Below are 20,637 nucleotides of genomic sequence, written 5' to 3'. Positions count from 1 at the left end.
TTTATCGAAGTTTGTGCACGAGGACCATCAAAGTGCCCCGGTATAACCGCAATGTCTTACCCAAGACCCCCGTCTCGCCCTGGAAGATCGCTGCACTCTGTGCAGTCATCTCTGGGTTGATGGCGCCTGCAGCCCTTGCCCAAAGCATCAGCTTGCCCCAGGCGCTTTCGACGGCCATGGATGCCAACCCAGACCTGGCCGCGGCCAGGCAAGAAATTGGGATCGCTGATGGTGCTCGCAAGCAGGCCGGGCTTATCCCCAACCCCACAATCTCGTATGACGTGGAAGACACCCGTCGTAACACCAGCCAGACGACTGTCTCTCTCAGCCAGACCCTTGAGCTGGGCGGTAAGCGGGGGGCTCGTGTTGACGTCGCCACATACGGGCAGACCGCCGCACAGCTTGAGTTAGACCGTCGCGTTAACGGCCTGCGTGCAGATGTCGTCCAAGCCTTTTACGCCGCGTTGCGGGCCCAGACAGGTCTCGACCTGGCCAAGCAATCTCTCGAACTGACTGAGCGCGGTCTTCGCATCGTCGATGGCCGTGTTCGCGCAGGTAAGTCGTCCCCAGTGGAGGCGACCCGCGCTCAAGTGCAACTGGCCGAAGCCCAGCTGCAAGTTCGACGTGCAGAAACGGAAAAAGCGACCGCTTACCAACAGCTCGCTCAAATTACCGGGAGCTCAGTCACCGTGTTTGATCGACTCGAATCGCCAACCCTCTCCCCGGGCTTGCCACCTCGCACTGAAGATCTGCTGGCTAAGCTCGACCAAACAGCAGAAATGCGTCAGGCCGTGGTGCAGATAGACAAGAGCGATGCCTCGCTCGGCTCAGAGAAAGCTCAGCGTATCCCGAACCTTACTGTCAGTGTAGGTAGCCAGTACGACCGCTCTGTGCGCGAGCGGGTCAACACTGTGGGCCTGTCTATGCCTTTGCCGCTGTTCGATCGTAACCAGGGCAACATTCTTTCCGCTTCTCGTCGTGCAGATCAGGCCCGGGACCAGCGCAATGCTGTTGAGCTGCGCCTGCGCACCGAAACCCAAACCGCGTTGAACCAATGGTCCACCGCCATGCAGGAGGTCGAGTCCTACGACAAGACCATTCTGCCTTCAGCCCAACAAGCCGTAGAGACCGCAACCCGCGGCTTCGAGATGGGCAAATTCGGTTTCATCGAAGTGCTGGATGCCCAGCGCACCTTGATCGTCGCTCGTGGCCAATACCTCGAATCGTTGGCAGCGGCGACCAATGCGCGTGCGCAGGTGGAAAGGGTTTATGGCGAAGTCGGCTCAACCGCCGGCACTCGCTGAACGGGCCAAACATTTTCTTCGGCACACAGCCTTGAACAAGCCGGTGCCTACGATCAGCAGGAGTAGCAATGGATAACAAACGCAAGATCGCCCTCGCGGTAGCCGCTGTGGCAGCCCTCGGATTTGGCAGCCTTGCCTGGAACAACAGTTCCGGACAGCAGGCCGCCAGTACTGCCGAGCATGGCGCTAACGATGGCCATGGCGACGAAAAGAAAGCCGCATCTGCCGCCAAAGAGGAAGGTGATGAGGGCCATGGTGAAGAAGGCCACAGCGAAGAGGGCGGTGAAGAAGAGGGCAAGCTGACGCTCAGCGCTGAACAGATCAAGGCCGCTGGTGTTGCCCTGGAAGCTGCAGCGCCTCGTGACCTCGGTACCGTCGTGAGCTTCCCTGGCGAAATTCGCTTCGACGAAGATCGTACTGCCCACGTGGTTCCTCGTGTTCCTGGCGTTGTTGAGGCTGTCCAGGCCAACCTGGGCGAGACGGTCAAGAAAGGGCAAGTCCTCGCGGTAATCGCCAGCCAGCAGATCTCTGACCTGCGCAGCGAACAACAGGCCGCACAGCGTCGCGTCGAACTGGCGCGTGTGACCTTCGAACGTGAGAAGCAACTGTGGCAGGACAAGATCTCTGCAGAGCAAGACTACCTCCAAGCACGCCAAGCGCTGCAAGAAGCGGAGATCTCCTTGGCCAACGCCAAGCAGAAGGTCGGCGCAATCGGTGCCTCGGTTAACTCCGTTGGCGGTAATCGTTACGAGCTCCGCGCTCCCTTCGACGCCGTGGTAGTGGAGAAACACCTGACCGTCGGCGAAGTCGTCAGCGAGGCGACCAACGCCTTCATCCTTTCCGACCTGAATCAGGTCTGGGCGACCTTCGCAGTTCCGCCGACAGATCTGGGCAAGGTCACGACTGGCCGTGCAGTGAAAGTCTCTTCGCCTGACATGAACGTCGAGGTCGAAGGGAAGGTGGGTTATGTCGGCAGCCTGCTGGGCGAGCAAAACCGTGCAGCTACTGTCCGCGTCACCTTGACCAACCCCAACGGCGCCTGGCGTCCAGGCCTGTTCGTAAACATTGCGGTCACCTTCCAGACCGATCGAGTTGCCGTAGCGGTCCCTGAGCACGCTGTGCAGACCGTTGAAGACAAACCTTCGGTATTCGTACGCACCCCAGATGGCTTTGACACCCGCCCGGTAAAACTGGGTCGCCGCGACAATGGGTACGTGGAAATCATCGACGGTATTGAAGCCGGCGCCCAGGTAGCAACCAGTGGCAGCTTCACACTCAAGTCCGAGCTCGGCAAAGCTTCTGCCGAACACGGTCACTGATGCGAACTGACAGGATGATTTCTCATGTTTGAACGTATCATCAGATTCGCCATCGAGCAGCGCATCGTAGTAATGATCGCCGTTCTGATCATGGCGGGTATCGGTATCTACAGCTATCAAAAGCTGCCCATCGATGCGGTACCCGATATCACCAACGTCCAGGTGCAGATCAACACTGCAGCGCCTGGTTACTCGCCCTTGGAAACCGAACAACGGATCACGTTTCCAGTTGAAACGGCCATGGCCGGTCTCCCGGGTCTTCAGCAGACCCGTTCCCTGTCTCGCTCTGGCCTGTCTCAGGTCACCGTGATCTTCAAGGATGGCACTGACATCTTCTTTGCCCGCCAGTTGATCAACGAGCGGCTGCAGGTTGCGAAGGAACAGCTGCCAGAAGGTGTAGAGGCCGTCATGGGTCCGGTATCTACCGGCCTCGGCGAGATCTTCCTGTGGACTGTTGAAGCCGAAGATGGCGCGGTCAAAGAGGACGGTACGCCGTACACCCCGACCGACCTGCGCGTGATCCAGGACTGGATCATCAAGCCTCAGCTGCGTAACGTCCCGGGTGTGGCCGAGATCAATACCATCGGCGGTTATGCCAAGCAGTTCCTGGTTGCGCCGGATCCAAAGCGCCTGGCTACCTACAAGCTGACACTCAATGACCTGGTCGCAGCGTTGGAAAGTAACAACGCCAACGTCGGTGCCGGCTACATCGAGCGTAATGGTGAACAGTTGCTCATCCGTGCACCGGGTCAGGTAGGCAATATCGAAGACATCGCCAACATCGTGATCACCAGTGTGGATGGTGCACCGATTCGCATCAGCAGCGTTGCTGACGTCAGCATCGGTAAAGAGCTCCGTACAGGTGCTGCTACTGAGAACGGCCGCGAAGTCGTGCTCGGTACCGTGTTCATGCTGATTGGTGAAAACAGCCGCACCGTATCTCAAGCTGTCGCCGCCAAATTGGCGGACATCAACCGCACCCTGCCAAAGGGCGTGGTGGCTGTGACTGTTTACGACCGTACCAACCTGGTTGAAAAAGCCATCGCGACGGTGAAGAAGAACCTGGTGGAAGGCGCGATCCTGGTTATCGCCATTCTGTTCCTGTTCCTCGGCAACATCCGTGCGGCTCTGATCACCGCGATGGTGATTCCGCTGTCCATGCTGTTCACCTTCACAGGCATGTTCAACAACAAGGTCAGTGCCAACTTAATGAGTTTGGGGGCACTCGACTTCGGCATCATCGTCGACGGTGCCGTGGTTATTGTAGAAAACGCGATCCGTCGACTGGCTCATGCGCAACATAAGCATGGCCGCATGCTCACCAAAACCGAACGCTTCCACGAGGTCTTTGCCGCGGCGCGAGAAGCTCGCCGGCCGCTGATCTTCGGTCAGCTGATCATCATGGTGGTGTACCTGCCGATCTTCGCCCTCACCGGCGTCGAAGGCAAAATGTTCCACCCGATGGCCTTCACCGTTGTGATGGCGCTGCTGGGTGCAATGGTCCTGTCCGTTACCTTTGTTCCTGCAGCTATTGCCATGTTCGTCACTGGCAAGGTGAAGGAAGAGGAAGGCGTGGTCATGCGCACAGCTCGACTGCGCTATGAACCGGTTCTGCAATGGGTGCTGGGACATCGGAACATCGCTTTCTCGGCCGCAGTAGCCTTGGTCGTGCTCAGTGGTTTGCTGGCAAGTCGTATGGGTAGCGAGTTCATCCCAAGCCTCAGTGAGGGTGACTTTGCGATGCAGGCCATGCGTGTGCCTGGAACGAGCCTCACTCAATCTGTCGAGATGCAGCAGCGTCTGGAGAAAGCGGTGATTGCGCAGGTGCCTGAAGTTGAGCGGATGTTCGCACGCTCGGGTACCGCAGAAATTGCATCTGACCCGATGCCGCCGAACGCCTCTGACGCCTACATCATGCTCAAGCCTCAGGATCAGTGGCCTAACCCGAAGAAGCCTCGTGATGAGCTGATTGCTGAAGTGCAGAAGGCCGCAGCGGGTGTTCCAGGAAGCAACTACGAGTTGTCGCAGCCAATCCAACTGCGTTTCAACGAGCTGATTTCGGGCGTGCGTAGTGACGTCGCTGTGAAAGTCTTCGGCGATGACATGGACGTGCTCAACAACACCGCCAACAAGATCGCGGCAGCGCTCAAAGCGGTCCCGGGCTCATCGGAAGTGAAAGTTGAGCAGACATCCGGCCTGCCGGTGCTGACCATCAACATTGACCGCGAAAAAGCAGCACGCTACGGCCTGAACATCGCGGATGTTCAGAACTCGATCGCTATCGCCGTGGGTGGCCGTCAGGCCGGCACGCTGTATGAGGGCGACCGTCGGTTCGACATGGTAGTACGCCTACCAGAGACCGTTCGCACCGACGTAGCGGGTATGTCCAGCTTGCTGATCCCGGTACCTGCCAATGCGGCACAGGGTGCCAATCAGATCGGCTTCATCCCGCTGTCCCAGGTCGCCAATCTGGACCTGCAACTGGGCCCGAACCAAATCAGCCGCGAGAACGGCAAACGTCTGGTTATCGTCAGCGCCAACGTTCGAGGCCGCGATCTGGGGTCCTTCGTTGAGGAGGCGACCGCATCGCTGGACAAGAAGGTGCAAATCCCTGCGGGCTACTGGACGACTTGGGGGGGCCAGTTCGAGCAGCTGCAGTCGGCTGCCAAACGCCTGCAGATCGTTGTTCCAGTCGCCTTGCTGCTGGTCATGACCTTGTTGTTCCTGATGTTCAACAACCTGAAGGACGGCATGCTGGTCTTCACCGGTATTCCATTCGCACTCACCGGTGGTGTTGTGGCGTTGTGGCTGCGGGACATCCCACTGTCGATCTCGGCAGGTGTCGGCTTCATTGCACTGTCCGGCGTTGCAGTACTGAACGGCCTGGTGATGATTGCCTTCATCCGCGGGCTAAGGGAGGAGGGACGAACGCTCAGACAGGCAGTCGATGAAGGTGCATTGACCCGTCTGCGACCTGTTCTGATGACAGCCTTGGTAGCGTCCCTGGGCTTCATCCCGATGGCTTTGGCCACCGGCACCGGTGCCGAAGTTCAGCGGCCATTGGCGACGGTGGTGATTGGCGGGATCCTGTCCTCCACCGCACTGACCTTGCTGGTACTGCCTGCCCTGTATCACTGGGCACACCGCAAGGATGAAGACGGCGACGAGGCCGAAGTGGTTAGCTAACAGCCTCCGCTAAAGAGAAGCCCACAACACGTGTTGTGGGCTTTTTTGTTTAAAGTGAAGTAGATGCACTTACCTTTCAAAATTGTAAGTTTCTCGTCATGCCGGTGATGCCTATGCATTGCTAAGGTTACGCCCGAGAAGTTTTGAAATTGAGAGGGTTTTATGAAAAAGCTAATTATCGCTGCTGCACTTGTTGTTTTCTCGGTGGCTTCGCAGGCCAACACTTTCTCCGAGAGCAAGCAGCTTCAATACACCAAGGAACACCAGACCGCAGTGGCCAAGTACGCGGAGAAAAATGGCAAGCCAATGCCAGAGATTCAGGATTACAAATATGGCATGAAGATAGACGTTGCGAAATTCGTACGTCAGTCGCAGGACCCCCGTACCTGCCAGGTCTATCCACGGTTGATGACCTTCGAGGACTCCCAGGGCACGCTCAAGACTGTTCGTTACTCGATGTATTCGCAATGCATCAACAACAAGTAGTAAACGATTTGAACAGAACAATTAGAGAATTCATAAATGCCAGGCAGTGCCTGGCATTTTTTATTACGCCCGATACCCCATAGCTTCGAAATGTTAACGCCTGGGCTCGGGCAAACCGTGCAATAGATCTTAGCCAACCAACAGAGACGGCTCCCCAACTGCAGAGGGCAATTGGAAGCCTTGACCCCAGAAGGGACGAGTTATGAAGAGTTTGCTTGAACGCCCTGATGACCAAGCCGGGCATGAAGGTCATAGCCATGAGCATGGCGGCATTTTTGGAATGAACACAGAGCTGATTTTCGCGCTGATCTGTGGTGCTCTCCTGGGTGCCGGAGCTCTCGCAGGAAAACTTGGCCTGATTGATCGTCTGCCTCTGATTCTGTACGTGTCGGCCTACGTGTTCGGTGGATGGTTCACCACTAAGGAAGCGGTTACCAACATCCGTCAGAAACGCTTCGAGATCGACTCGCTGATGCTTCTCGCCGCAGTCGGTGCCGCGAGCATCGGCGCCTGGGCGGAGGGGGCTCTGCTGCTGTTCCTGTTCAGTCTGGGGCATTCCCTTGAAAGCTACGCGATGGGGCGGGCCAAGAAAGCGATTGAGGCACTGTCCAAGCTCGCACCAGCCACCGCGATCGTACGCAGAGCAAATGGCACGGTGGAGATGCCCGTGGAGCTGCTGGTTCCCGGTGACGTTGTCATCGTGCGCCCCAATGACCGCCTGCCGGCCGATGGTTTTGTAGTCGTAGGCTCCTCAAGTATCAACCAGGCGCCAGTAACCGGTGAGAGCGTCCCCGTGGACAAGCAACCTGTTCCTGATGCCGAACTCGCACGCAGCAAGCCAGATGCAGTGGATGCAGCCTCGAAAGTCTTCGCCGGTACCATCAATGGCGAAACGCTCATCGAGGTTGAGGTAACCCGGCGCTCTACGGAGAGTACCTTGGCGCGGGTCATCAAGATGGTCAGTGAAGCCGAAGTCAGGAAGTCACCGACCCAGCGATTCACGGACCGCTTCCAACGCATATTCGTCCCGTTGGTTTTACTGCTGGTAGTCGGGCTGCTATTTGCCGGCATTTTCCTTGACGAGCCGTTCCGTGACTCGTTCTACCGGGCGATGGCCGTACTGGTTGCAGCCAGCCCCTGCGCGCTCGCGATCGCTACACCAAGCGCCATTCTCTCTGGCATCGCCAGGGCAGCCCGAGGTGGCGTGCTGATCAAGGGCGGTGCGCCACTTGAAGAGCTTGGATCATTGAATGCCATGGCATTCGACAAGACCGGTACCCTGACCGAAGGGCGCCCACGTATCACCGATGTAATACCCATAGGCGGCACGCAGATCGAGGATCTGCTAAACGTCGCCATCGCTGTGGAGTCGATGAGCGACCATCCGCTGGCTGCGGCAATTGTGCGTGACGGTGAAGAGATGATTGGCACACGGCGCCGATTCCAAGCCAAGAACATGAGCAACATGATTGGCCGCGGCGTGCGTGCTGAGCTTGATGGGCAGTTCGTCTGGATTGGCAAGGTCGAGATGTTCGGTACCAATGGTATTCCCGCACTCAGCAAGGCAGCCCTGGAGGCTGCGGAGCGTCTACGTCAGTCAGGCCGTACCACCATGGTGGTACGGCGTGCTGACAAGGATCTGGGCGCTATCGGGCTATTGGACACACCCCGGGAGGGGGCCAAAGAGGCACTCCAGAAGCTTAGAGAGATGGGCATCGAACGCATGGTCATGATTTCTGGAGACCACAACCGCGTTGCAGAGGCTGTAGCCAAACAAGTTGGCTTAGATGAAGCGTGGGGAGACCTGATGCCGGAAGACAAGGTCAAGGCCATCAAAAACCTGCGCCTTAGCGCCAAGGTGGCCATGGTGGGTGACGGCGTCAATGATGCCCCTGCCATGGCCAGTTCGAGCGTTGGTATCGCAATGGGGGCTGCTGGATCTGATGTTGCCCTGGAAACGGCTGATATCGCGCTTATGGCTGACGACATCAGGCAACTCCCATTTGCGGTGGGGCTGAGCCGTCACACGCGATCGATCATCCACCAGAATCTGTTCGTCAGCTTGGGGATTGTGGCCATCCTGGTTCCGTCCACCATCATGGGCTTGAGCATTGGTGCCGCTGTTGCGATCCATGAGGGCTCCACACTGTTGGTCGTCTTCAACGCCTTGCGCCTGTTGGCCTACCGCAGAAGCACCTGATCCCTGAGCTTCAATCATGAAGCTAAGCAGGGAAATGACCTGAAGTAGAAGTACGGGTCGTGCGCGATCAGCGCACGACCCGTACTTTTCTCTCACTCGTCGATCCCGATGCGCTTGAGGCTTTCAAGGGCCTTTCCGCACTCAGGTGAGCCATGCCGTAAGCCGCAGGCCAATGCAGCTTTGAGGCTCATGACACCGGCTACGAAACCGACTTGATTGCCGACTCCGTGTCCGTCCGCAAATCCCTGATCATACGCAATCTCGACAAGCGCATTGATCGCCGCCAGGGTGTCCTGTTTGTTTTTACTCTTTTGCATATCTACTCCGCGAGCATTCAGCTCATATCGCTCGGTTAGGTGGCGGCGCCTTCAGGTTTGGGGTGAGCGAATCCCGCTCCCATAGCCAATCCCTAACGGGGGGCTCAGCCCGCCACCGTAAGGAAAATCAGCTATTGAGAGCAGATGACTCGTTTTGGTCACCCGTGCTGCTCGCCTCACCGCATTGGCACTGAGTGGGTACATCCGGGTAGTCGCTGTGATTCTCAATGAACAGCGTTCGGCAGGTTTCGCACCCATAGATCCGGGGCAGGGATTTAAGGCCGCTCGGAAGCACGTCACTCAGAGGCTCGTTATGCCAAGGAGCCCCGTCAAGGATTCTTGAACGCAGGATGTTTCCCAGGCGCCAGGTGTCACTTTGTGCGCGCCAGGACCACATCGGCGCAGAAAGCGAATACTGGATGAAGGTCTCTTGTGACTGCCTGGATAGCGGGTACTTGGGGCGGGTCCAGCCGGAATCGATGATGCTGAACCCCATGCCCATTTCTGCGCTCGGGTGGGTCTTTTCACCAAAGAAACGGTCATGCGTCGCTGGAGCCGTCGCATGATGGTCAGTCGGTGGGAATACCCACAGATAACACTCATCCCGGTTGACCATGCTGATGAGCTCGCTTGGCCCCCGCATGGGGGAATTTGCAGCCAGGGCGAAGCGATCCTTCCACGACATTTTGGGAGGCGGCGCAATACCAGCAGCGATGGCCAACGTGGCAGTCTTGGGGACGAAGCGATCGCCTAGCTCGTTCAGATCCAGGTTCTTGCAGAGAGCCTTGAAGGCCTTTTTGCGAGTCTTCGAGCTGAAGGAGGGGTCAAGGAGCAGGCGAACCTGGTTCACGCCGATTCCCGCAGTTCGTAGCACCTCAATGACTTCTTCAGCCACACCGACTGCTTGAAGATCGGTCAATCCTAAGCACGTTTTCGCCCGCTCGACCGCCGCGTAGAGGTTGTACTGCCGTGTCTCGTTGTCACGACAGACCTGAATTGGCAGCTTGTCTTGGATGGCAACTTGCGGTGCAACGGAGCCGATGGCCGCGTGGAACAGCTGGTGGAGGTGCAGATGAGAGTACGGGCGGCCAGAAGCCGAGAACGAGGCGTGCAGCTGAGCAGCGAGAGGTTGAAGCAGCTTTTTTGCAGACATGACTATCCCCTAATGAGCGACGTTGGGGTAGCTGCGCTTGTAGGGCCGTTAGACGCGAAGCTGGACGTCGAATCAGGTTCAATCATGAATAGGAGTCAGGTTTGATTTGCTTGCACGGCCACCATGCAAAGCCCGACGCGGCAATCACATCAGATTCGCCGAGCTTTGGCAAGAGCGGTCATCGGTAAGCGAAAGCAGGTAGGAGGAGGGCGCTCCATGCTTGATCACCTCCAGAAACAGGAAAGCCGGAAGCACGTTGAGCGCTTCCGGCTTTCTCACGTCAGACTGATGAGAGGGATCAGAAGACGTATTGCAGGCGGGTCACGATGGCATTGCCGCTGTCGTCGCCCACGGTGTTCTCGTTGTTGTCGGTGCGCACGTTGATGTAGTTGGCACTGACTTTCACCGCCTCGTTGACGTACCAGTTCACACCCACCGTGTGGCTCTTGGCCTTGCGCTCGTTCGATTGGTCCGCCGCGGTGACCAGGTTGCCGTCTTCGACCTTGATATCGTCAAAGCGGTAGAAGACTTCCCAGGCCCCCAGTTCCTTGTTCTCTGGTTTGATAGTGTCGAACTTGGCACCATCGAGCTTGTAGATACGCGGCTCGCCGGTCAGGGTGTAAGCCATCTGGGCGTAGTAACCGGAGGCCTTCATGTCGTTGTTGGCCTGGTCAGCTTTCAGCTTGCGGCGAAGGTATTCCGCTTGAACCGAGAACGGGCCGGTGGCCCAGGCACCTTCGAGACCCCAGACCGAGTCGTCCTTCCACAGGCCATCTTGTGCAGCAGCACCGCCAAACAGCATGCGGTTGCCGTTGGTGCCGGCATCGCCGCCGCCATTGGTATCTACACCGCGGACGCCCAGACGCGAACGAATCCGGGTATCGACCGCACTGTTTTTGAGGTCGCGGTAAGCGTACTGAGCACCGACGTGCAGGACGTTGCCATCACTGTGCAGCGGTGCGAACACGCCACGTACGTTGTAGCGCTTGGTGCTGTCGCCATCCGAGTTGTTATTGGTTTCGCTGAAAACGCTACCGGAAACATAAGCCATGTCAGCGATGGTGCTGGTGGCTTGAACACCCATGCCGGCGTTGTCGTTGATCCAGTCCGCCAGGTCGTACGAGAGGTTCCGCTCCATGGCGGTGGTCCACTTCGAACTGGTGGCTTTCTCAAGACCGAAGTCGGTGTAGAAACGGCCAAAGCGCAGTTGCACCGGCTTGAAACCCGTGTAGGTCAGGCTGGCTTCGTCGAAGTAGCCGTCGGAGTCGTTGCCCGTGTTGCGGGAAAGGTCGTAGTTGAGCTGATACTTCCAGTCGCGGTACAGCACGCCACCGAGCTCAAGGTAGGCGCGACGGAAGTAGCCTGCGTCAGCGGTATCGCCATTCTTGGTGAAGACACCATCGAAACGGCCGTAGTCGGCCTGAACTCGGCCGCCCAGTTTGAAACTGAATTCCTTGTCAGAAGTCGATACTTCAAGACCGCCCTTGGTCTTCAGAACGATGTCAGCTCCGTCAGTGGTTACTGTTCCGGAGAATGCTTGCGAGGAAAATGTGCCTATTATTGCGGCAGCCAACAGCTTTTCCCGCATGTTCGAAGAACGGATCATTGCTTGCCTCTCGTATGTTAAGTGCTTAGCTACCGACGTTATATTTCGCCCTGCGCCGGCCTAAATTTATCTTGCAGATGGGAGCAGGCCACGGTTGTCACCCGCTGTAACAAGATGCCTTTGTTCTAAGCACTCTGACTAGGTTGCAAGCGAATATGACAGTTGTGTTTCTGTAGTGTTAACGGAGGAGTTTGAAACCTAACAAAACTGTTACCGAACAAGCCAGTCCTTCTTATCAAAGAAGCTCTTCTTGATCAATCTTCGAATTTCCAAAACCTGCGGATTGCGGACAAGCTTCGTTTTGATAACAAGATAGACATCTTTCTCCTCCAGGTCGTCCAGGAAACCCGGCACGGGTAGGATATTTCTCTCCAGTTTTCGGCTGTAGTCGGGCAGCACTCCAATACACGCACCGCCAACGACAAGGCCTCGTGATAGGTTGTAGCTCTTGACCCGAGTGGTACCGCCCTGATGCTCAGCCATTATCGATGCCCACTTTCGTGAGCCCGCCAAGATCTCTTCATCCCAAGGGACAACGAGCATGAAGTTGTGCAAATCCAAGCTCTCCACTGGAAGGGTGACGCTTCTTGAATAGCGGCTGGAAATGAACAGGGCGTGCCCAATCCGGCCAAGCCTTTCAAACCTATACGTAGGATGGCGATCAAGCGCGCCTTTATCATCTGGGCTCACCAAAGCGATACCCACATCGACTTCACACTCAGAAAGCATCTGCGTTGTGCATTCTGAATGGATTTCCAGCTGCATTTCGGCATGATCACGCACGTAGGCGACTAGATCGCGGTTTACGATGTCGTTCAGCACTGGCTCTGTGATCGCGATGGTAAGCCTGGGGACTTCCTTTTCACCGGACTTGCCAAGGCCGTCTGGGCCGAAGAGCTGGCACAGGTAATGGCTGACCCTCTCGCCTGTGCGGGTCAGGGCAAGCTTGTTGTGTTTGTAGACAAACACGGGAGCACCAATGTGCTCTTCCAGTTTCTCCAAGCGTTTCCGCAGGCCTACCACTGGCACATTGAGCCCTCGGGCAGCCTGTTTGAAACTGGCACAACGTGCTGTTGCGAAAAACTCTACGGCCAGCTGATCATCAATTGGCAAATCATCCAATATGTCAGGGCTGTAAGGAACAACGCTGCTTGTATATGTTTCATTTTGTGTAACCATTAGGTCCCCCTTAATTCGGGGAATCTATCTCAATGCCACCCGGTGTTTCCTTATCTTGTCAACATTGTAATCCACGGGTCATGCATGCGTTATCGGAAGGCTTTTATTTCGAAAGCGTAATTTTCAGGCAATCCCTCTGATATTGTAGCGTGCTAGCCTAGTGCGCCGACTTGTTACTTACCATATATAGATTCGGCTAATTACGCATTTACATTTAGTTCACTATTTTTTCACCTTTGCCTCCATAGGCTTTGGGCATGGAAAATCAAACCCCACCTCTTACTACCTTACTGATTCGTTATCTGGGGATCGGCTTCATAGCAACGGGAGTCCATTATGCGGTGTTCCTATTGCTGGTTACGACAGAATTCGTTACTCCGTTACTGGCCAGTATCTGTGGCGGCATGGTTGGCGCAATCGCGAGCTTCATTGGAAATAGGGCGCTCTGTTTTGTGGCAGATGGCTCTCGTAAGTTTCAGCCTGTCAGGTTTGCACTGGTCGCGTTAACCACAAACTTCGGCAATGGCGTGGGTATGTGGTTCCTCATCAAGTCGAATCTGTCACCGCTCATCTCCCAAGTCGTAGTGACCTTAAGCCTCACTGCACTTGGATTCATTGCACATCGTTTTTGGACATTCAATCATGCAGACATTACATCGCTTTCCCGAGCGCCCTGATCCCTTGTTAACCATCGTGGTCCCTTGCTTCCAGGAAGAGGAAACCATCCCCGAGTTCCACCAGCGAATCACCCGCGTGGTGAAGCGCTTACCCGTCTCCTGCGAAATCCTCTATGTCGACGACGGCAGTAATGACCGGACGGCCGACATTCTTCGCCACTATCAGGATGGGTCATCTGTACGTTGCCTGTCCCTGAGTCGCAACTTCGGCAAAGAGGCTGCACTGAGCGCCGGGATAGACCATGCCCGTGGCAGTGCGCTGATCTTCATTGATGTCGACCTGCAGGATCCACCAGAGCTCATCGCGGCCATGGTGGACTACTGGCAACGCGGCTACGACGTGGTGAACATGCAGCGCAACCTGAGAATCGGTGATTCGTGGTTCAAGCGCATGAGTGCCCGGGCTTACTACTGGGTCATGCAGCGCCTGGTGGAGAAGGTGGACATGCCGGCCGATGTCAGCGATTTCCGATTGATTGGGCCTGCGCCGCTGGCAGCCCTGCGGGCCCTGGATGAACGCTCCAGGATTCTCAAAGGCATGATCGGCTGGGTAGGCTTTCGTACCATCGAACTGCCCTACAATCGCACTGTTCGCCATGCCGGGAGCACCAAATGGAATGCAGCTGGCCTGTTCAATCTGGCCATCGAGAGCATCGTCAGCTTCTCTCGCAAACCACTGCGCATTTTCAGCCTCATCAGTTTCGGTCTTTTCGTCTCCAGCATCTGCTACATGCTTGCGTCGCTTGTGGCAGGCAGTTTCGACATCCATCACCTGATCGTCGGAATGGCTTCATTCATGTGCGTCGGTGTCGCCATGGTGGGGGAGTACCTGGGCGTGACACTCGCGGAAGTGAAGCGCCGGCCTCTCTATTTCCTGAAGCACAGCAACAAGGCAGATCCCGTGTCACTCCACCCTTCGATGGCTTCGATCGAGGGTAAGAAATGCTGAACCTGAAGAACGAGAGGACGCTGTGGTGGGTCCTGGGTTCGATTTTGCTATTGCGTTTGGTGGGGCTGGGCATCTACCCGCTGATGGACACATCTGAGGCCCGTTACGCTGAAATGGCTCGCAAGATGGTCGAGTTGAATGACTGGATCACGCCCATGTTCGACTACGGGGTACCGTTCTGGGGCAAGCCTCCGTTGTCCTTCTGGACCCAGGCCGCGAGCATGACGGTCTTCGGCGTTAACGAGTTCGCTGCGCGCTTCCCAGCGTGGCTACTCCACCTGGCAAGCTGTTTCATCATCATCAAACTCGGCACGCAGCAGATTTCTCGTAACGCCGGCATCTGGGCTGCCATTATTTTTTCCAGCACCACACTTGGCCTGGTCTCCAGCGGTGTTGTGCTGACTGACCCTGTTTTGTCGTTCTCGATTCTGCTGGCCAGCTACGGTTTCTGGCGTTGGATGAAGTGCGCCAGCAAGGCGGATGCCTACCTGATGTTCGCAGGTCTCGGGCTGGGCTTGCTTGCCAAAGGGCCGCTGACCCTGGTGCTTATGGGGGCGCCGGCATTCGCCTGGTTCGTTATCTACAAGGAATGGGGACGGGTACTGAGGCTTCCCTGGATTAGCGGCCTTGTACTCATGTTCGGTATATCCGTGCCATGGTATGTCGCGGCCGAGATGAAAACGCCCGGCTTCATGGAGTACTTCTTCGTTGGTGAGCACTGGAGCCGCTACGTCGTCAGTAACTGGGCAGGGGACCTCTATGGTAGTGCTCATGCAAAGCCGTACGGCAGCATCTGGATCCAGCTCGGATTGTCGCTACTGCCATGGGCCTTGTTTCTACCACTGTTGATCCGCAAGCGTGGATCGATGCAGCGCTTCAAAGCCTACCTCTGGCTGTGGGCCTTGGCGACACCGGTCTTCTTCACATTTGCAGGCAACATTCTGTGGACCTACCTGCTACCCGCGCTGCCAGCGTGGGCATTGCTGCTGTCTGCACGGGTCAGCGAAGTTGGCCCGAAGACCACCTGGGCTGCCGCTGCGAGCGCATTGGTGTTGCCAATCATCGGTGCGGGCATCATCTACGCCGGGGTACTAGAGGAGCGCCCTCAGAATCAGCGGGATGTGGTTCAAGCCTGGCTCAATGTGCAGTCTGCTCATTCCGCTCCCCTGATCTATCCTGGCCGCCGCTCATACTCGTCGGAGTTTTACAGCAGCGGGAAGTCCGAGAACATCAAGGATCCTGCCAAGTGGCCGCGGGATGGCTCGTTCTATCTGTCCAGGCGCTTGCGAGACAGCAAGGATGGTCTGCCCGCTGATCTAGCTTGCACATCGATCACCGAAGCGAACGCCAGCCAGCTCCTGCTGTGCCATTGGAAACGCCCCGCACAAGGTGCCGAGGGTCTGGCCGGAGAAAGCAATGCGGAAACGCCTCGCAAGAACGAAGGCTAAATTCCAAGCACAAAAAAGCCAGGTTTTACCCTGGCTTTTTTGTCGATTTCTTTCGTCATTTGAAGTCCTATTTAACCGCCGATTAATTGTCGGCTTGTTCCTTACCATCCTTGCTTTCTTTCTTTTGCTCTTGAGCGACTTGTTGTTTGTTCTGGTCCGAAGAGTCATCGCTCCATAGGCGAGCCTGTTCGGTTCGGAAGTTCTCGTTGAACTGTTTCGTTCGCTCGAAGCCGCCTTCAGCGTAAGCGGTACCCATGAGACCCAGCAGCAGGCTGCCAATAGCGATAGATTTGACAAATTTCATTGTGAACCTCGGTTCATACTAGGCCAACCTGATTAGCGGCCTTTGTTGGTTTGTAGTTTAGGAACGCGAAGCTAACGACAAGGTGAGTCAATAATTACAATTCCGTAATTTTGGCTGCAGATAGGATGCGTTAAATCTTCAAATCTGGAAGGATCATGTCTATCTCGGCACTGTCGAGGGCGACTTCGAATTTTCTCTTAAATTACAATTTTGATATCTAGCGCGTTAATTCAGCGCGGCGTTGTTGGCCGCCCTAGGAGATAGCCATGAATGACATAGAGCCCTGGGCAGTTGCTATCGGTGACTTTCGCCGCTGCACTGAAAAACTCACTGTCCAGCTCGATGAGCTGACCTCGCAGACGCGCACCTCCAGCGCTGTTCTGGAGAGGTCGAACGAACTGGTGGAGCAGGTGGACGCTGTCGGCCGGCAGATTCAGGAGGAGGTGCGAAAGGCGGAGAAGGCTTGGTCGAACGCGGAGGAGGTTGCCTTGCGCGCCGCTGCATCAGCGTATTCAGCTGCATGCCGCGGAGTCGACACCGCCATCCAGCCACTGATCTCGGAGCTTACAGCAGCGACAAAGGCGGCGGACGCCTCTATCCAGGAGCTCAAGCGGGCACCGGTGCTGGCCAAGCGTTATGTGATGGTGGTCGCCACGGCGTTCTTCATTCTGGCGCTGATCTGTGTCTACTCGACCATGCGCCTGATCGATGCCGCCGGCAGCGTAAGTGCTCAAGAGAAAGTGAATGCTCAGTACTTCTCACACCTGTGGAAAAACGCCAATCCTGACGAACAGAAGATTATTAAGTCGGTGATTCTGCGGTCGCCCATGGACCCTGTGGTCCTTCGGCACTGATGCATTGAGGCAAACAAAAGGCCCGTCGATTGACGGGCCTAATCGTGTCTGCGCAATTTAAGCGGCGGTCATTGCCGGCTGCATTTGCTGGGCTTCCGGAAAGTGAAGGTGGAACCAGGTGAAGTTTTCTTCGGTCACCTCCACGCTCGCCGATCCCTGGTGCAGACTCATGATCGACTGCACAATGGCCAAGCCAAGACCGGTACCGCCTTCGCTCCGTGCTCGGCTCTTGTCCACACGGTAGAACCGCTCAAACAAGTGCGCGTGGTGTTCCTTGGCAATACCACGGCCGGGGTTGCCGACACTCAACGTCGTACCGCTCGCACTATGCTGCACCTTAACGTAGACCGTGCGGCCGCGAGGGCAGTAACGGATCGCGTTCGAGACCAGATTCGAGACGGCACGTTGAACCATCAGGCGATTCCCGCGCACCACGTCATCACTGCCGGAGATCTGCAGCTGAATCTCGCCTTCTTCTGCTGAAATGCTGAAGAGCTCGCACACTCGCTGAACCTCGTCGACCAAGGAGACGGATTCGAACTCCACCATTGATGCTGGATGACTGACCTGGGCCAAGAACAGCATGTCGGAAACCATGCGGCTCATGCGGTCCAGCTCTTCTGTGCACGACTCCAGAACCTCCCGGTACTCGGAAAGCGATCGTTCTCTGGTCAAGGCAACCTGGGCCTTGCCCATCAGGTTGGAAAGCGGTGCTCGAAGTTCGTGAGCAAGGTCGTCAGAAAACTGCGAGAGCTGCTGAACCCCATCATCCAGGCGAGCCAGCATGATGTTGATGCCGTCGGCGAGCATTTTGAGTTCTGCCGGCATCCCATCAGTTGGAAGGCGATGGTCGAGGCTCTCGGTTGAGATTTTCGAGGCGATCTTGAGGAACTTGGTCAGTGGTAGCAGGCCTCTGCGCACAGTCCACCAGCCAATGGCCAAGATCAGTGCGAGGATGACGGGGGACATCATCAAGGCCCAGGTCAGCAACGCATCGAGCAGCGCCTCACTGGATGACTGGTCCATGGTCATATAGACGCTGACCTCTGTTCCATCGCCCAAACGCATGATTCGAGAAGCACTCAGCAGAGGACGGTCCTGCGTATCACGCCATTCGTGCTCTTTGGGCTGGGCCGCCGGCTGAAACTTGTGCACCTCCAGATTGACCTGTTTCGAGCCAATCGAGAGCAGGGGAGTCTGATTCTGTGAGGTATCGAATATGCTCACATACAGGTTGTTGTGGCCCATGACCAAATCGACAAGCTGATGCGCATCCGCGTTGACGCCGGAGATGTCCGGGATGGTGGACAGGTTGTGAGCCATCCCCGCCATCTTTACTTCCAGGTCTGCTCTGGCATTTCTTTCCAGAGCCTTGCCTACCATCAGATAGCCAAAGGTGGCGAACAGAAGCAGCAACGCTGCGCTCATCAACCCAACTTTTAACCCCAGCTTTGCAGCCAGGCTGAATGGCCTCATGCGCGTTCCTCAAAAACGTACCCAACGCCACGAAGCGTGTGAATGAGCTTGGTTTCAAACGGGTCATCGATCTTCGAGCGCAAGCGCCGGATGGCTACATCGATGACATTGGTGTCGCAATCGAAATTCATATCCCAGACCAACGAGATGATCTGAGAGCGAGTCAGCGCTTCGCCCGTTCGGCTCATGAGCAGGTGCAGAAGCGCAAATTCCTTGGTGGTGAGATCGATGCGTGTGCCACCGCGGAAGACGCGATGGCGGACGGAGTCGAGTTCCAGATCGGCAATTTTCAGCGAGCTCTTCTCGACTAACTCATCACCACGGCGTTGCAGCGAACGGATGCGAGCAAGCAGCTCAGGGAATTCGAATGGCTTCACAAGGTAGTCATCCGCGCCGCCGTCCAAGCCCTTGAGCTTGTCATTGATGCGTCCGCGGGCGGTCAGCATGATGATGCGGACCCGGCTGGTCTTACGGATGGTTTCCAGCAGGTCCCAGCCGTCGATACCCGGGAGGTTCACGTCCAGGAGGACCAACGAATAGACATTAGTGTTGAACAAGTGCAGAGCATCTACACCGTTGTGCACGATATCTACGACATACCCGCTTTCGGATAGGCCCTGCTGAAGATATTCGGCAGTTTTAATTTCGTCTTCCACAACTAGAACGCGCATAACTTATCTCAAGGTGTGAGGAAGGAGTTGGCCTAATCCGCCAAGATTATGGTTGCAGGCTGTTCGAAAGTTTGGCTGAGGGTATGGCATGTGGTAGTCGCTACCTCTGTCCATACGCCGGGTCACCTGAGGACGCTTGAATCTTAACGCGAAGAAGCTGGCCGCGGCGAAATCCTACAAATTTGTAATGTAGCCGCAAGATTTCTGACAGTCATGCAGGCTCCACCCCTAAGCATAGCGGATTCTGGGGCCTGCGGCGGTGTATGACAGATTCGCCTGGCAGGTGGAATCGGCCAGGACAGGCAGCATTTCGGTCGTTAGCTTGCAAGGACTGGTACTGGCCTTGGATCGAGGGCGCCACGCAGGCAGACCCCATGCACGGCCGCAAACCGCAGCGCCTTTCTGCAAATTAGTTCACGTGGCGGCTCGATATTCTCTCGAATAATTATCTTACAATCTATTACATGTCCAAATTGTAATTGCCCGATCATCTTGGTGTTAGCCTCCTTTGCTAGTTTAAGGGCAGCGGAAGAGGCATCGCTGCTTTGGAAATTGTCTCATTTCAAAGCAGCTTGGCAAGAGCACCGAGCAGTTGTTCGCGCCAGTGCATTCACCTGTAAACCATACGCTCCTTTGGTAGGTGAATTTTAGCGCCCCCCTACGGGCGCTTTTTTATTAAGGGACTTCTTATGAACACTACTGTATCAGCGATCGCCGTGTTTTTGCTCTTTACATCACTAACAGCCAATGCCCAAAGCGGTATGGAGATCAATAAACGCATCGAGCGTACTGCTAGAGAGGCTACAGCGGATTATGCTCAACGCGTAAAAAAGCCCATGCCTCAACTAGAAGACTACGCCTATGGCATGGACCTGGACGTTGGTAAGTTGGTGTATGTATCACCCAGTGTGCGGTACTGCGGTAATGTAAGAAGCATGATGACCTACGAAGACTCGAAAGGCGAACTGCACATGGTTCGCTACCTGGTGAAGGGCGAGTGTGTTAATAGCCGTTAAGACTCATCAAGATGATCCCTGCGGCCACCGGATCATAGAAGCTCAATGCCGAACCGGCGCAGCAGTATGGCGAAGCCTCCGAAGCTGGCCATTGTGATGAGGATGCTGCTGATCAGTGTCGGCCAAAAGCCGAGCTTAGGTAGCAGCAATGGAAAAGCAATAAACATCGGTAGGGTCGGAAGCACGTACCAGAACGTGTACCAAGCATGGTTGGAGATCTTCTCCATGCTCTGGTTCTCTAAATAGAGCCAGACCAACGTCACGACCGTGACCAAGGGTAGGGCGGCGACCAAGCCGCCCAGCTTGTCGCTGCGTTTCGCCAGCTCTGACACGAGAATCACTATACCGGCAGTGAGTAGGTACTTCGTGATGATCCAGGCCATCGCTGAGCCTTCTGGAGGTTGTTGACGAGGGCAGGCGAAGCCATTCACCAACCCCCTTGAAGCGCTCCTGCCGTTTACGGCATCCCTCACCGCATTTTTTTTGCAACAT

General features: G+C 56.1%; 18 protein-coding genes. 10 read left to right on the top strand and 8 right to left on the bottom strand.

Annotation, left to right across the window (positions count from 1 at the left end; genetic code table 11):
• Window positions 1-32: 32 nt before the first annotated feature.
• The 5 genes from EGJ22_RS10940 (at window position 33) to EGJ22_RS10920 (ending at window position 8,495) form a co-directional block, all read left to right on the top strand.
• On the top strand, window positions 33-1,304 hold the full coding sequence (locus tag EGJ22_RS10940) for a TolC family protein (RefSeq protein WP_010951456.1): 1,272 nt from the start codon (window positions 33-35) through the stop codon (window positions 1,302-1,304).
• A 68-nt stretch (window positions 1,305-1,372) separates the two neighbouring features.
• On the top strand, window positions 1,373-2,623 hold the full coding sequence (locus tag EGJ22_RS10935; RefSeq protein WP_012269854.1) for an efflux RND transporter periplasmic adaptor subunit: 1,251 nt from the start codon (window positions 1,373-1,375) through the stop codon (window positions 2,621-2,623).
• Window positions 2,624-2,647: 24 nt separating this feature from the next.
• Complete coding sequence (locus EGJ22_RS10930; RefSeq protein WP_010951454.1) at window positions 2,648-5,809, top strand: CusA/CzcA family heavy metal efflux RND transporter; 3,162 nt, start codon at window positions 2,648-2,650, stop codon at window positions 5,807-5,809.
• A 162-nt stretch (window positions 5,810-5,971) separates the two neighbouring features.
• Window positions 5,972-6,295, top strand: a complete 324-nt coding sequence (locus EGJ22_RS10925) for a DUF2790 domain-containing protein (protein WP_003253432.1) — start codon at window positions 5,972-5,974, stop codon at window positions 6,293-6,295.
• Window positions 6,296-6,497: 202 nt separating this feature from the next.
• Complete coding sequence (locus tag EGJ22_RS10920; RefSeq protein ID WP_010951452.1) at window positions 6,498-8,495, top strand: heavy metal translocating P-type ATPase; 1,998 nt, start codon at window positions 6,498-6,500, stop codon at window positions 8,493-8,495.
• A 92-nt stretch (window positions 8,496-8,587) separates the two neighbouring features.
• Here the strand turns inward: EGJ22_RS10920 and EGJ22_RS10915 are convergent, their stop codons facing one another.
• The 4 genes from EGJ22_RS10915 to EGJ22_RS10900 all read right to left on the bottom strand — a co-directional run bounded on the left by EGJ22_RS10915 (window position 8,588) and on the right by EGJ22_RS10900 (window position 12,750).
• Window positions 8,588-8,812: a hypothetical protein gene (locus tag EGJ22_RS10915; protein WP_010951451.1), complete on the bottom strand. Its 225-nt coding sequence runs from the start codon at window positions 8,810-8,812 to the stop codon at window positions 8,588-8,590.
• A gap of 127 nt (window positions 8,813-8,939) precedes the next feature.
• On the bottom strand, window positions 8,940-9,965 hold the full coding sequence (locus EGJ22_RS10910; RefSeq protein ID WP_011953109.1) for a hypothetical protein: 1,026 nt from the start codon (window positions 9,963-9,965) through the stop codon (window positions 8,940-8,942).
• Window positions 9,966-10,263: 298 nt separating this feature from the next.
• Window positions 10,264-11,571 (bottom strand): OprO/OprP family phosphate-selective porin, encoded by a 1,308-nt coding sequence (locus EGJ22_RS10905; protein ID WP_009395904.1) that lies wholly within the window; start codon window positions 11,569-11,571, stop codon window positions 10,264-10,266.
• Window positions 11,572-11,781: 210 nt separating this feature from the next.
• Complete coding sequence (locus EGJ22_RS10900; protein ID WP_011953108.1) at window positions 11,782-12,750, bottom strand: LysR family transcriptional regulator; 969 nt, start codon at window positions 12,748-12,750, stop codon at window positions 11,782-11,784.
• A 257-nt stretch (window positions 12,751-13,007) separates the two neighbouring features.
• On the opposite strand from EGJ22_RS10900, the gene EGJ22_RS10895 reads away from it, so the two are divergent.
• From EGJ22_RS10895 to EGJ22_RS10885, 3 genes are read left to right on the top strand one after another with little or no spacing between them, the layout of a single operon-like run.
• The gene (locus tag EGJ22_RS10895) at window positions 13,008-13,427 is read left to right on the top strand and encodes a GtrA family protein (RefSeq protein WP_010951446.1); all 420 of its coding nucleotides are present in this window, start codon (window positions 13,008-13,010) and stop codon (window positions 13,425-13,427) included.
• Entirely contained in the window at window positions 13,393-14,376 is a 984-nt protein-coding gene (locus EGJ22_RS10890) for a glycosyltransferase family 2 protein (protein ID WP_010951445.1), read from the top strand. The genes EGJ22_RS10895 and EGJ22_RS10890 overlap by 35 nt, the downstream gene beginning before the upstream one ends.
• Complete coding sequence (locus tag EGJ22_RS10885) at window positions 14,370-15,824, top strand: phospholipid carrier-dependent glycosyltransferase (protein WP_010951444.1); 1,455 nt, start codon at window positions 14,370-14,372, stop codon at window positions 15,822-15,824. The genes EGJ22_RS10890 and EGJ22_RS10885 overlap by 7 nt, the downstream gene beginning before the upstream one ends.
• A gap of 82 nt (window positions 15,825-15,906) precedes the next feature.
• On the opposite strand, the gene EGJ22_RS10880 is transcribed toward EGJ22_RS10885, so the two are convergent.
• The gene (locus EGJ22_RS10880) at window positions 15,907-16,128 is read right to left on the bottom strand and encodes a hypothetical protein (RefSeq protein ID WP_010951443.1); all 222 of its coding nucleotides are present in this window, start codon (window positions 16,126-16,128) and stop codon (window positions 15,907-15,909) included.
• Between the two features lie 266 nt (window positions 16,129-16,394).
• On the opposite strand from EGJ22_RS10880, the gene EGJ22_RS10875 reads away from it, so the two are divergent.
• On the top strand, window positions 16,395-16,982 hold the full coding sequence (locus tag EGJ22_RS10875; protein WP_010951442.1) for a hypothetical protein: 588 nt from the start codon (window positions 16,395-16,397) through the stop codon (window positions 16,980-16,982).
• A 57-nt stretch (window positions 16,983-17,039) separates the two neighbouring features.
• Here the strand turns inward: EGJ22_RS10875 and EGJ22_RS10870 are convergent, their stop codons facing one another.
• Both EGJ22_RS10870 and EGJ22_RS10865 read right to left on the bottom strand, forming a co-directional pair.
• Window positions 17,040-18,458 (bottom strand): heavy metal sensor histidine kinase, encoded by a 1,419-nt coding sequence (locus EGJ22_RS10870; RefSeq protein ID WP_011953107.1) that lies wholly within the window; start codon window positions 18,456-18,458, stop codon window positions 17,040-17,042.
• A complete protein-coding gene (locus tag EGJ22_RS10865) occupies window positions 18,455-19,129 on the bottom strand; it encodes a heavy metal response regulator transcription factor (RefSeq protein WP_003253457.1) in 675 nt (224 codons plus the stop codon). The genes EGJ22_RS10870 and EGJ22_RS10865 overlap by 4 nt, the downstream gene beginning before the upstream one ends.
• A gap of 689 nt (window positions 19,130-19,818) precedes the next feature.
• On the opposite strand from EGJ22_RS10865, the gene EGJ22_RS10860 reads away from it, so the two are divergent.
• Complete coding sequence (locus EGJ22_RS10860) at window positions 19,819-20,145, top strand: DUF2790 domain-containing protein (protein ID WP_011953106.1); 327 nt, start codon at window positions 19,819-19,821, stop codon at window positions 20,143-20,145.
• A gap of 32 nt (window positions 20,146-20,177) precedes the next feature.
• On the opposite strand, the gene EGJ22_RS10855 is transcribed toward EGJ22_RS10860, so the two are convergent.
• Entirely contained in the window at window positions 20,178-20,528 is a 351-nt protein-coding gene (locus EGJ22_RS10855) for a DUF3147 family protein (protein ID WP_011953105.1), read from the bottom strand.
• Between the last annotated feature and the right edge of the window lie 109 nt (window positions 20,529-20,637).

The organism is Pseudomonas sp. p99-361, assembly GCF_003935475.1.
Taxonomy (GTDB): domain Bacteria; phylum Pseudomonadota; class Gammaproteobacteria; order Pseudomonadales; family Pseudomonadaceae; genus Aquipseudomonas; species Aquipseudomonas juntendi.
This window is presented reverse-complemented; position numbering and strand designations above follow the sequence as displayed.

Excerpts from the sequence above, each read along its gene's own strand:
- EGJ22_RS10920 (WP_010951452.1), top strand. The coding sequence starts at position 6,498 with ATGAAGAGTTTGCTTGAACGCCCTGATGACCAAGCCGGGCATGAAGGT.
- EGJ22_RS10895 (WP_010951446.1), top strand. The coding sequence starts at position 13,008 with ATGGAAAATCAAACCCCACCTCTTACTACCTTACTGATTCGTTATCTG.
- EGJ22_RS10900 (WP_011953108.1), bottom strand. The coding sequence starts at position 12,750 with ATGGTTACACAAAATGAAACATATACAAGCAGCGTTGTTCCTTACAGC.
- EGJ22_RS10865 (WP_003253457.1), bottom strand. The coding sequence starts at position 19,129 with ATGCGCGTTCTAGTTGTGGAAGACGAAATTAAAACTGCCGAATATCTT.
- EGJ22_RS10880 (WP_010951443.1), bottom strand. The coding sequence starts at position 16,128 with ATGAAATTTGTCAAATCTATCGCTATTGGCAGCCTGCTGCTGGGTCTC.
- EGJ22_RS10875 (WP_010951442.1), top strand. The coding sequence starts at position 16,395 with ATGAATGACATAGAGCCCTGGGCAGTTGCTATCGGTGACTTTCGCCGC.
- EGJ22_RS10905 (WP_009395904.1), bottom strand. The coding sequence starts at position 11,571 with ATGATCCGTTCTTCGAACATGCGGGAAAAGCTGTTGGCTGCCGCAATA.
- EGJ22_RS10885 (WP_010951444.1), top strand. The coding sequence starts at position 14,370 with ATGCTGAACCTGAAGAACGAGAGGACGCTGTGGTGGGTCCTGGGTTCG.
- EGJ22_RS10870 (WP_011953107.1), bottom strand. The coding sequence starts at position 18,458 with ATGAGGCCATTCAGCCTGGCTGCAAAGCTGGGGTTAAAAGTTGGGTTG.
- EGJ22_RS10935 (WP_012269854.1), top strand. The coding sequence starts at position 1,373 with ATGGATAACAAACGCAAGATCGCCCTCGCGGTAGCCGCTGTGGCAGCC.
- EGJ22_RS10930 (WP_010951454.1), top strand. The coding sequence starts at position 2,648 with ATGTTTGAACGTATCATCAGATTCGCCATCGAGCAGCGCATCGTAGTA.
- EGJ22_RS10855 (WP_011953105.1), bottom strand. The coding sequence starts at position 20,528 with ATGGCCTGGATCATCACGAAGTACCTACTCACTGCCGGTATAGTGATT.
- EGJ22_RS10925 (WP_003253432.1), top strand. The coding sequence starts at position 5,972 with ATGAAAAAGCTAATTATCGCTGCTGCACTTGTTGTTTTCTCGGTGGCT.
- EGJ22_RS10890 (WP_010951445.1), top strand. The coding sequence starts at position 13,393 with ATGCAGACATTACATCGCTTTCCCGAGCGCCCTGATCCCTTGTTAACC.
- EGJ22_RS10860 (WP_011953106.1), top strand. The coding sequence starts at position 19,819 with ATGAACACTACTGTATCAGCGATCGCCGTGTTTTTGCTCTTTACATCA.
- EGJ22_RS10915 (WP_010951451.1), bottom strand. The coding sequence starts at position 8,812 with ATGCAAAAGAGTAAAAACAAACAGGACACCCTGGCGGCGATCAATGCG.
- EGJ22_RS10910 (WP_011953109.1), bottom strand. The coding sequence starts at position 9,965 with ATGTCTGCAAAAAAGCTGCTTCAACCTCTCGCTGCTCAGCTGCACGCC.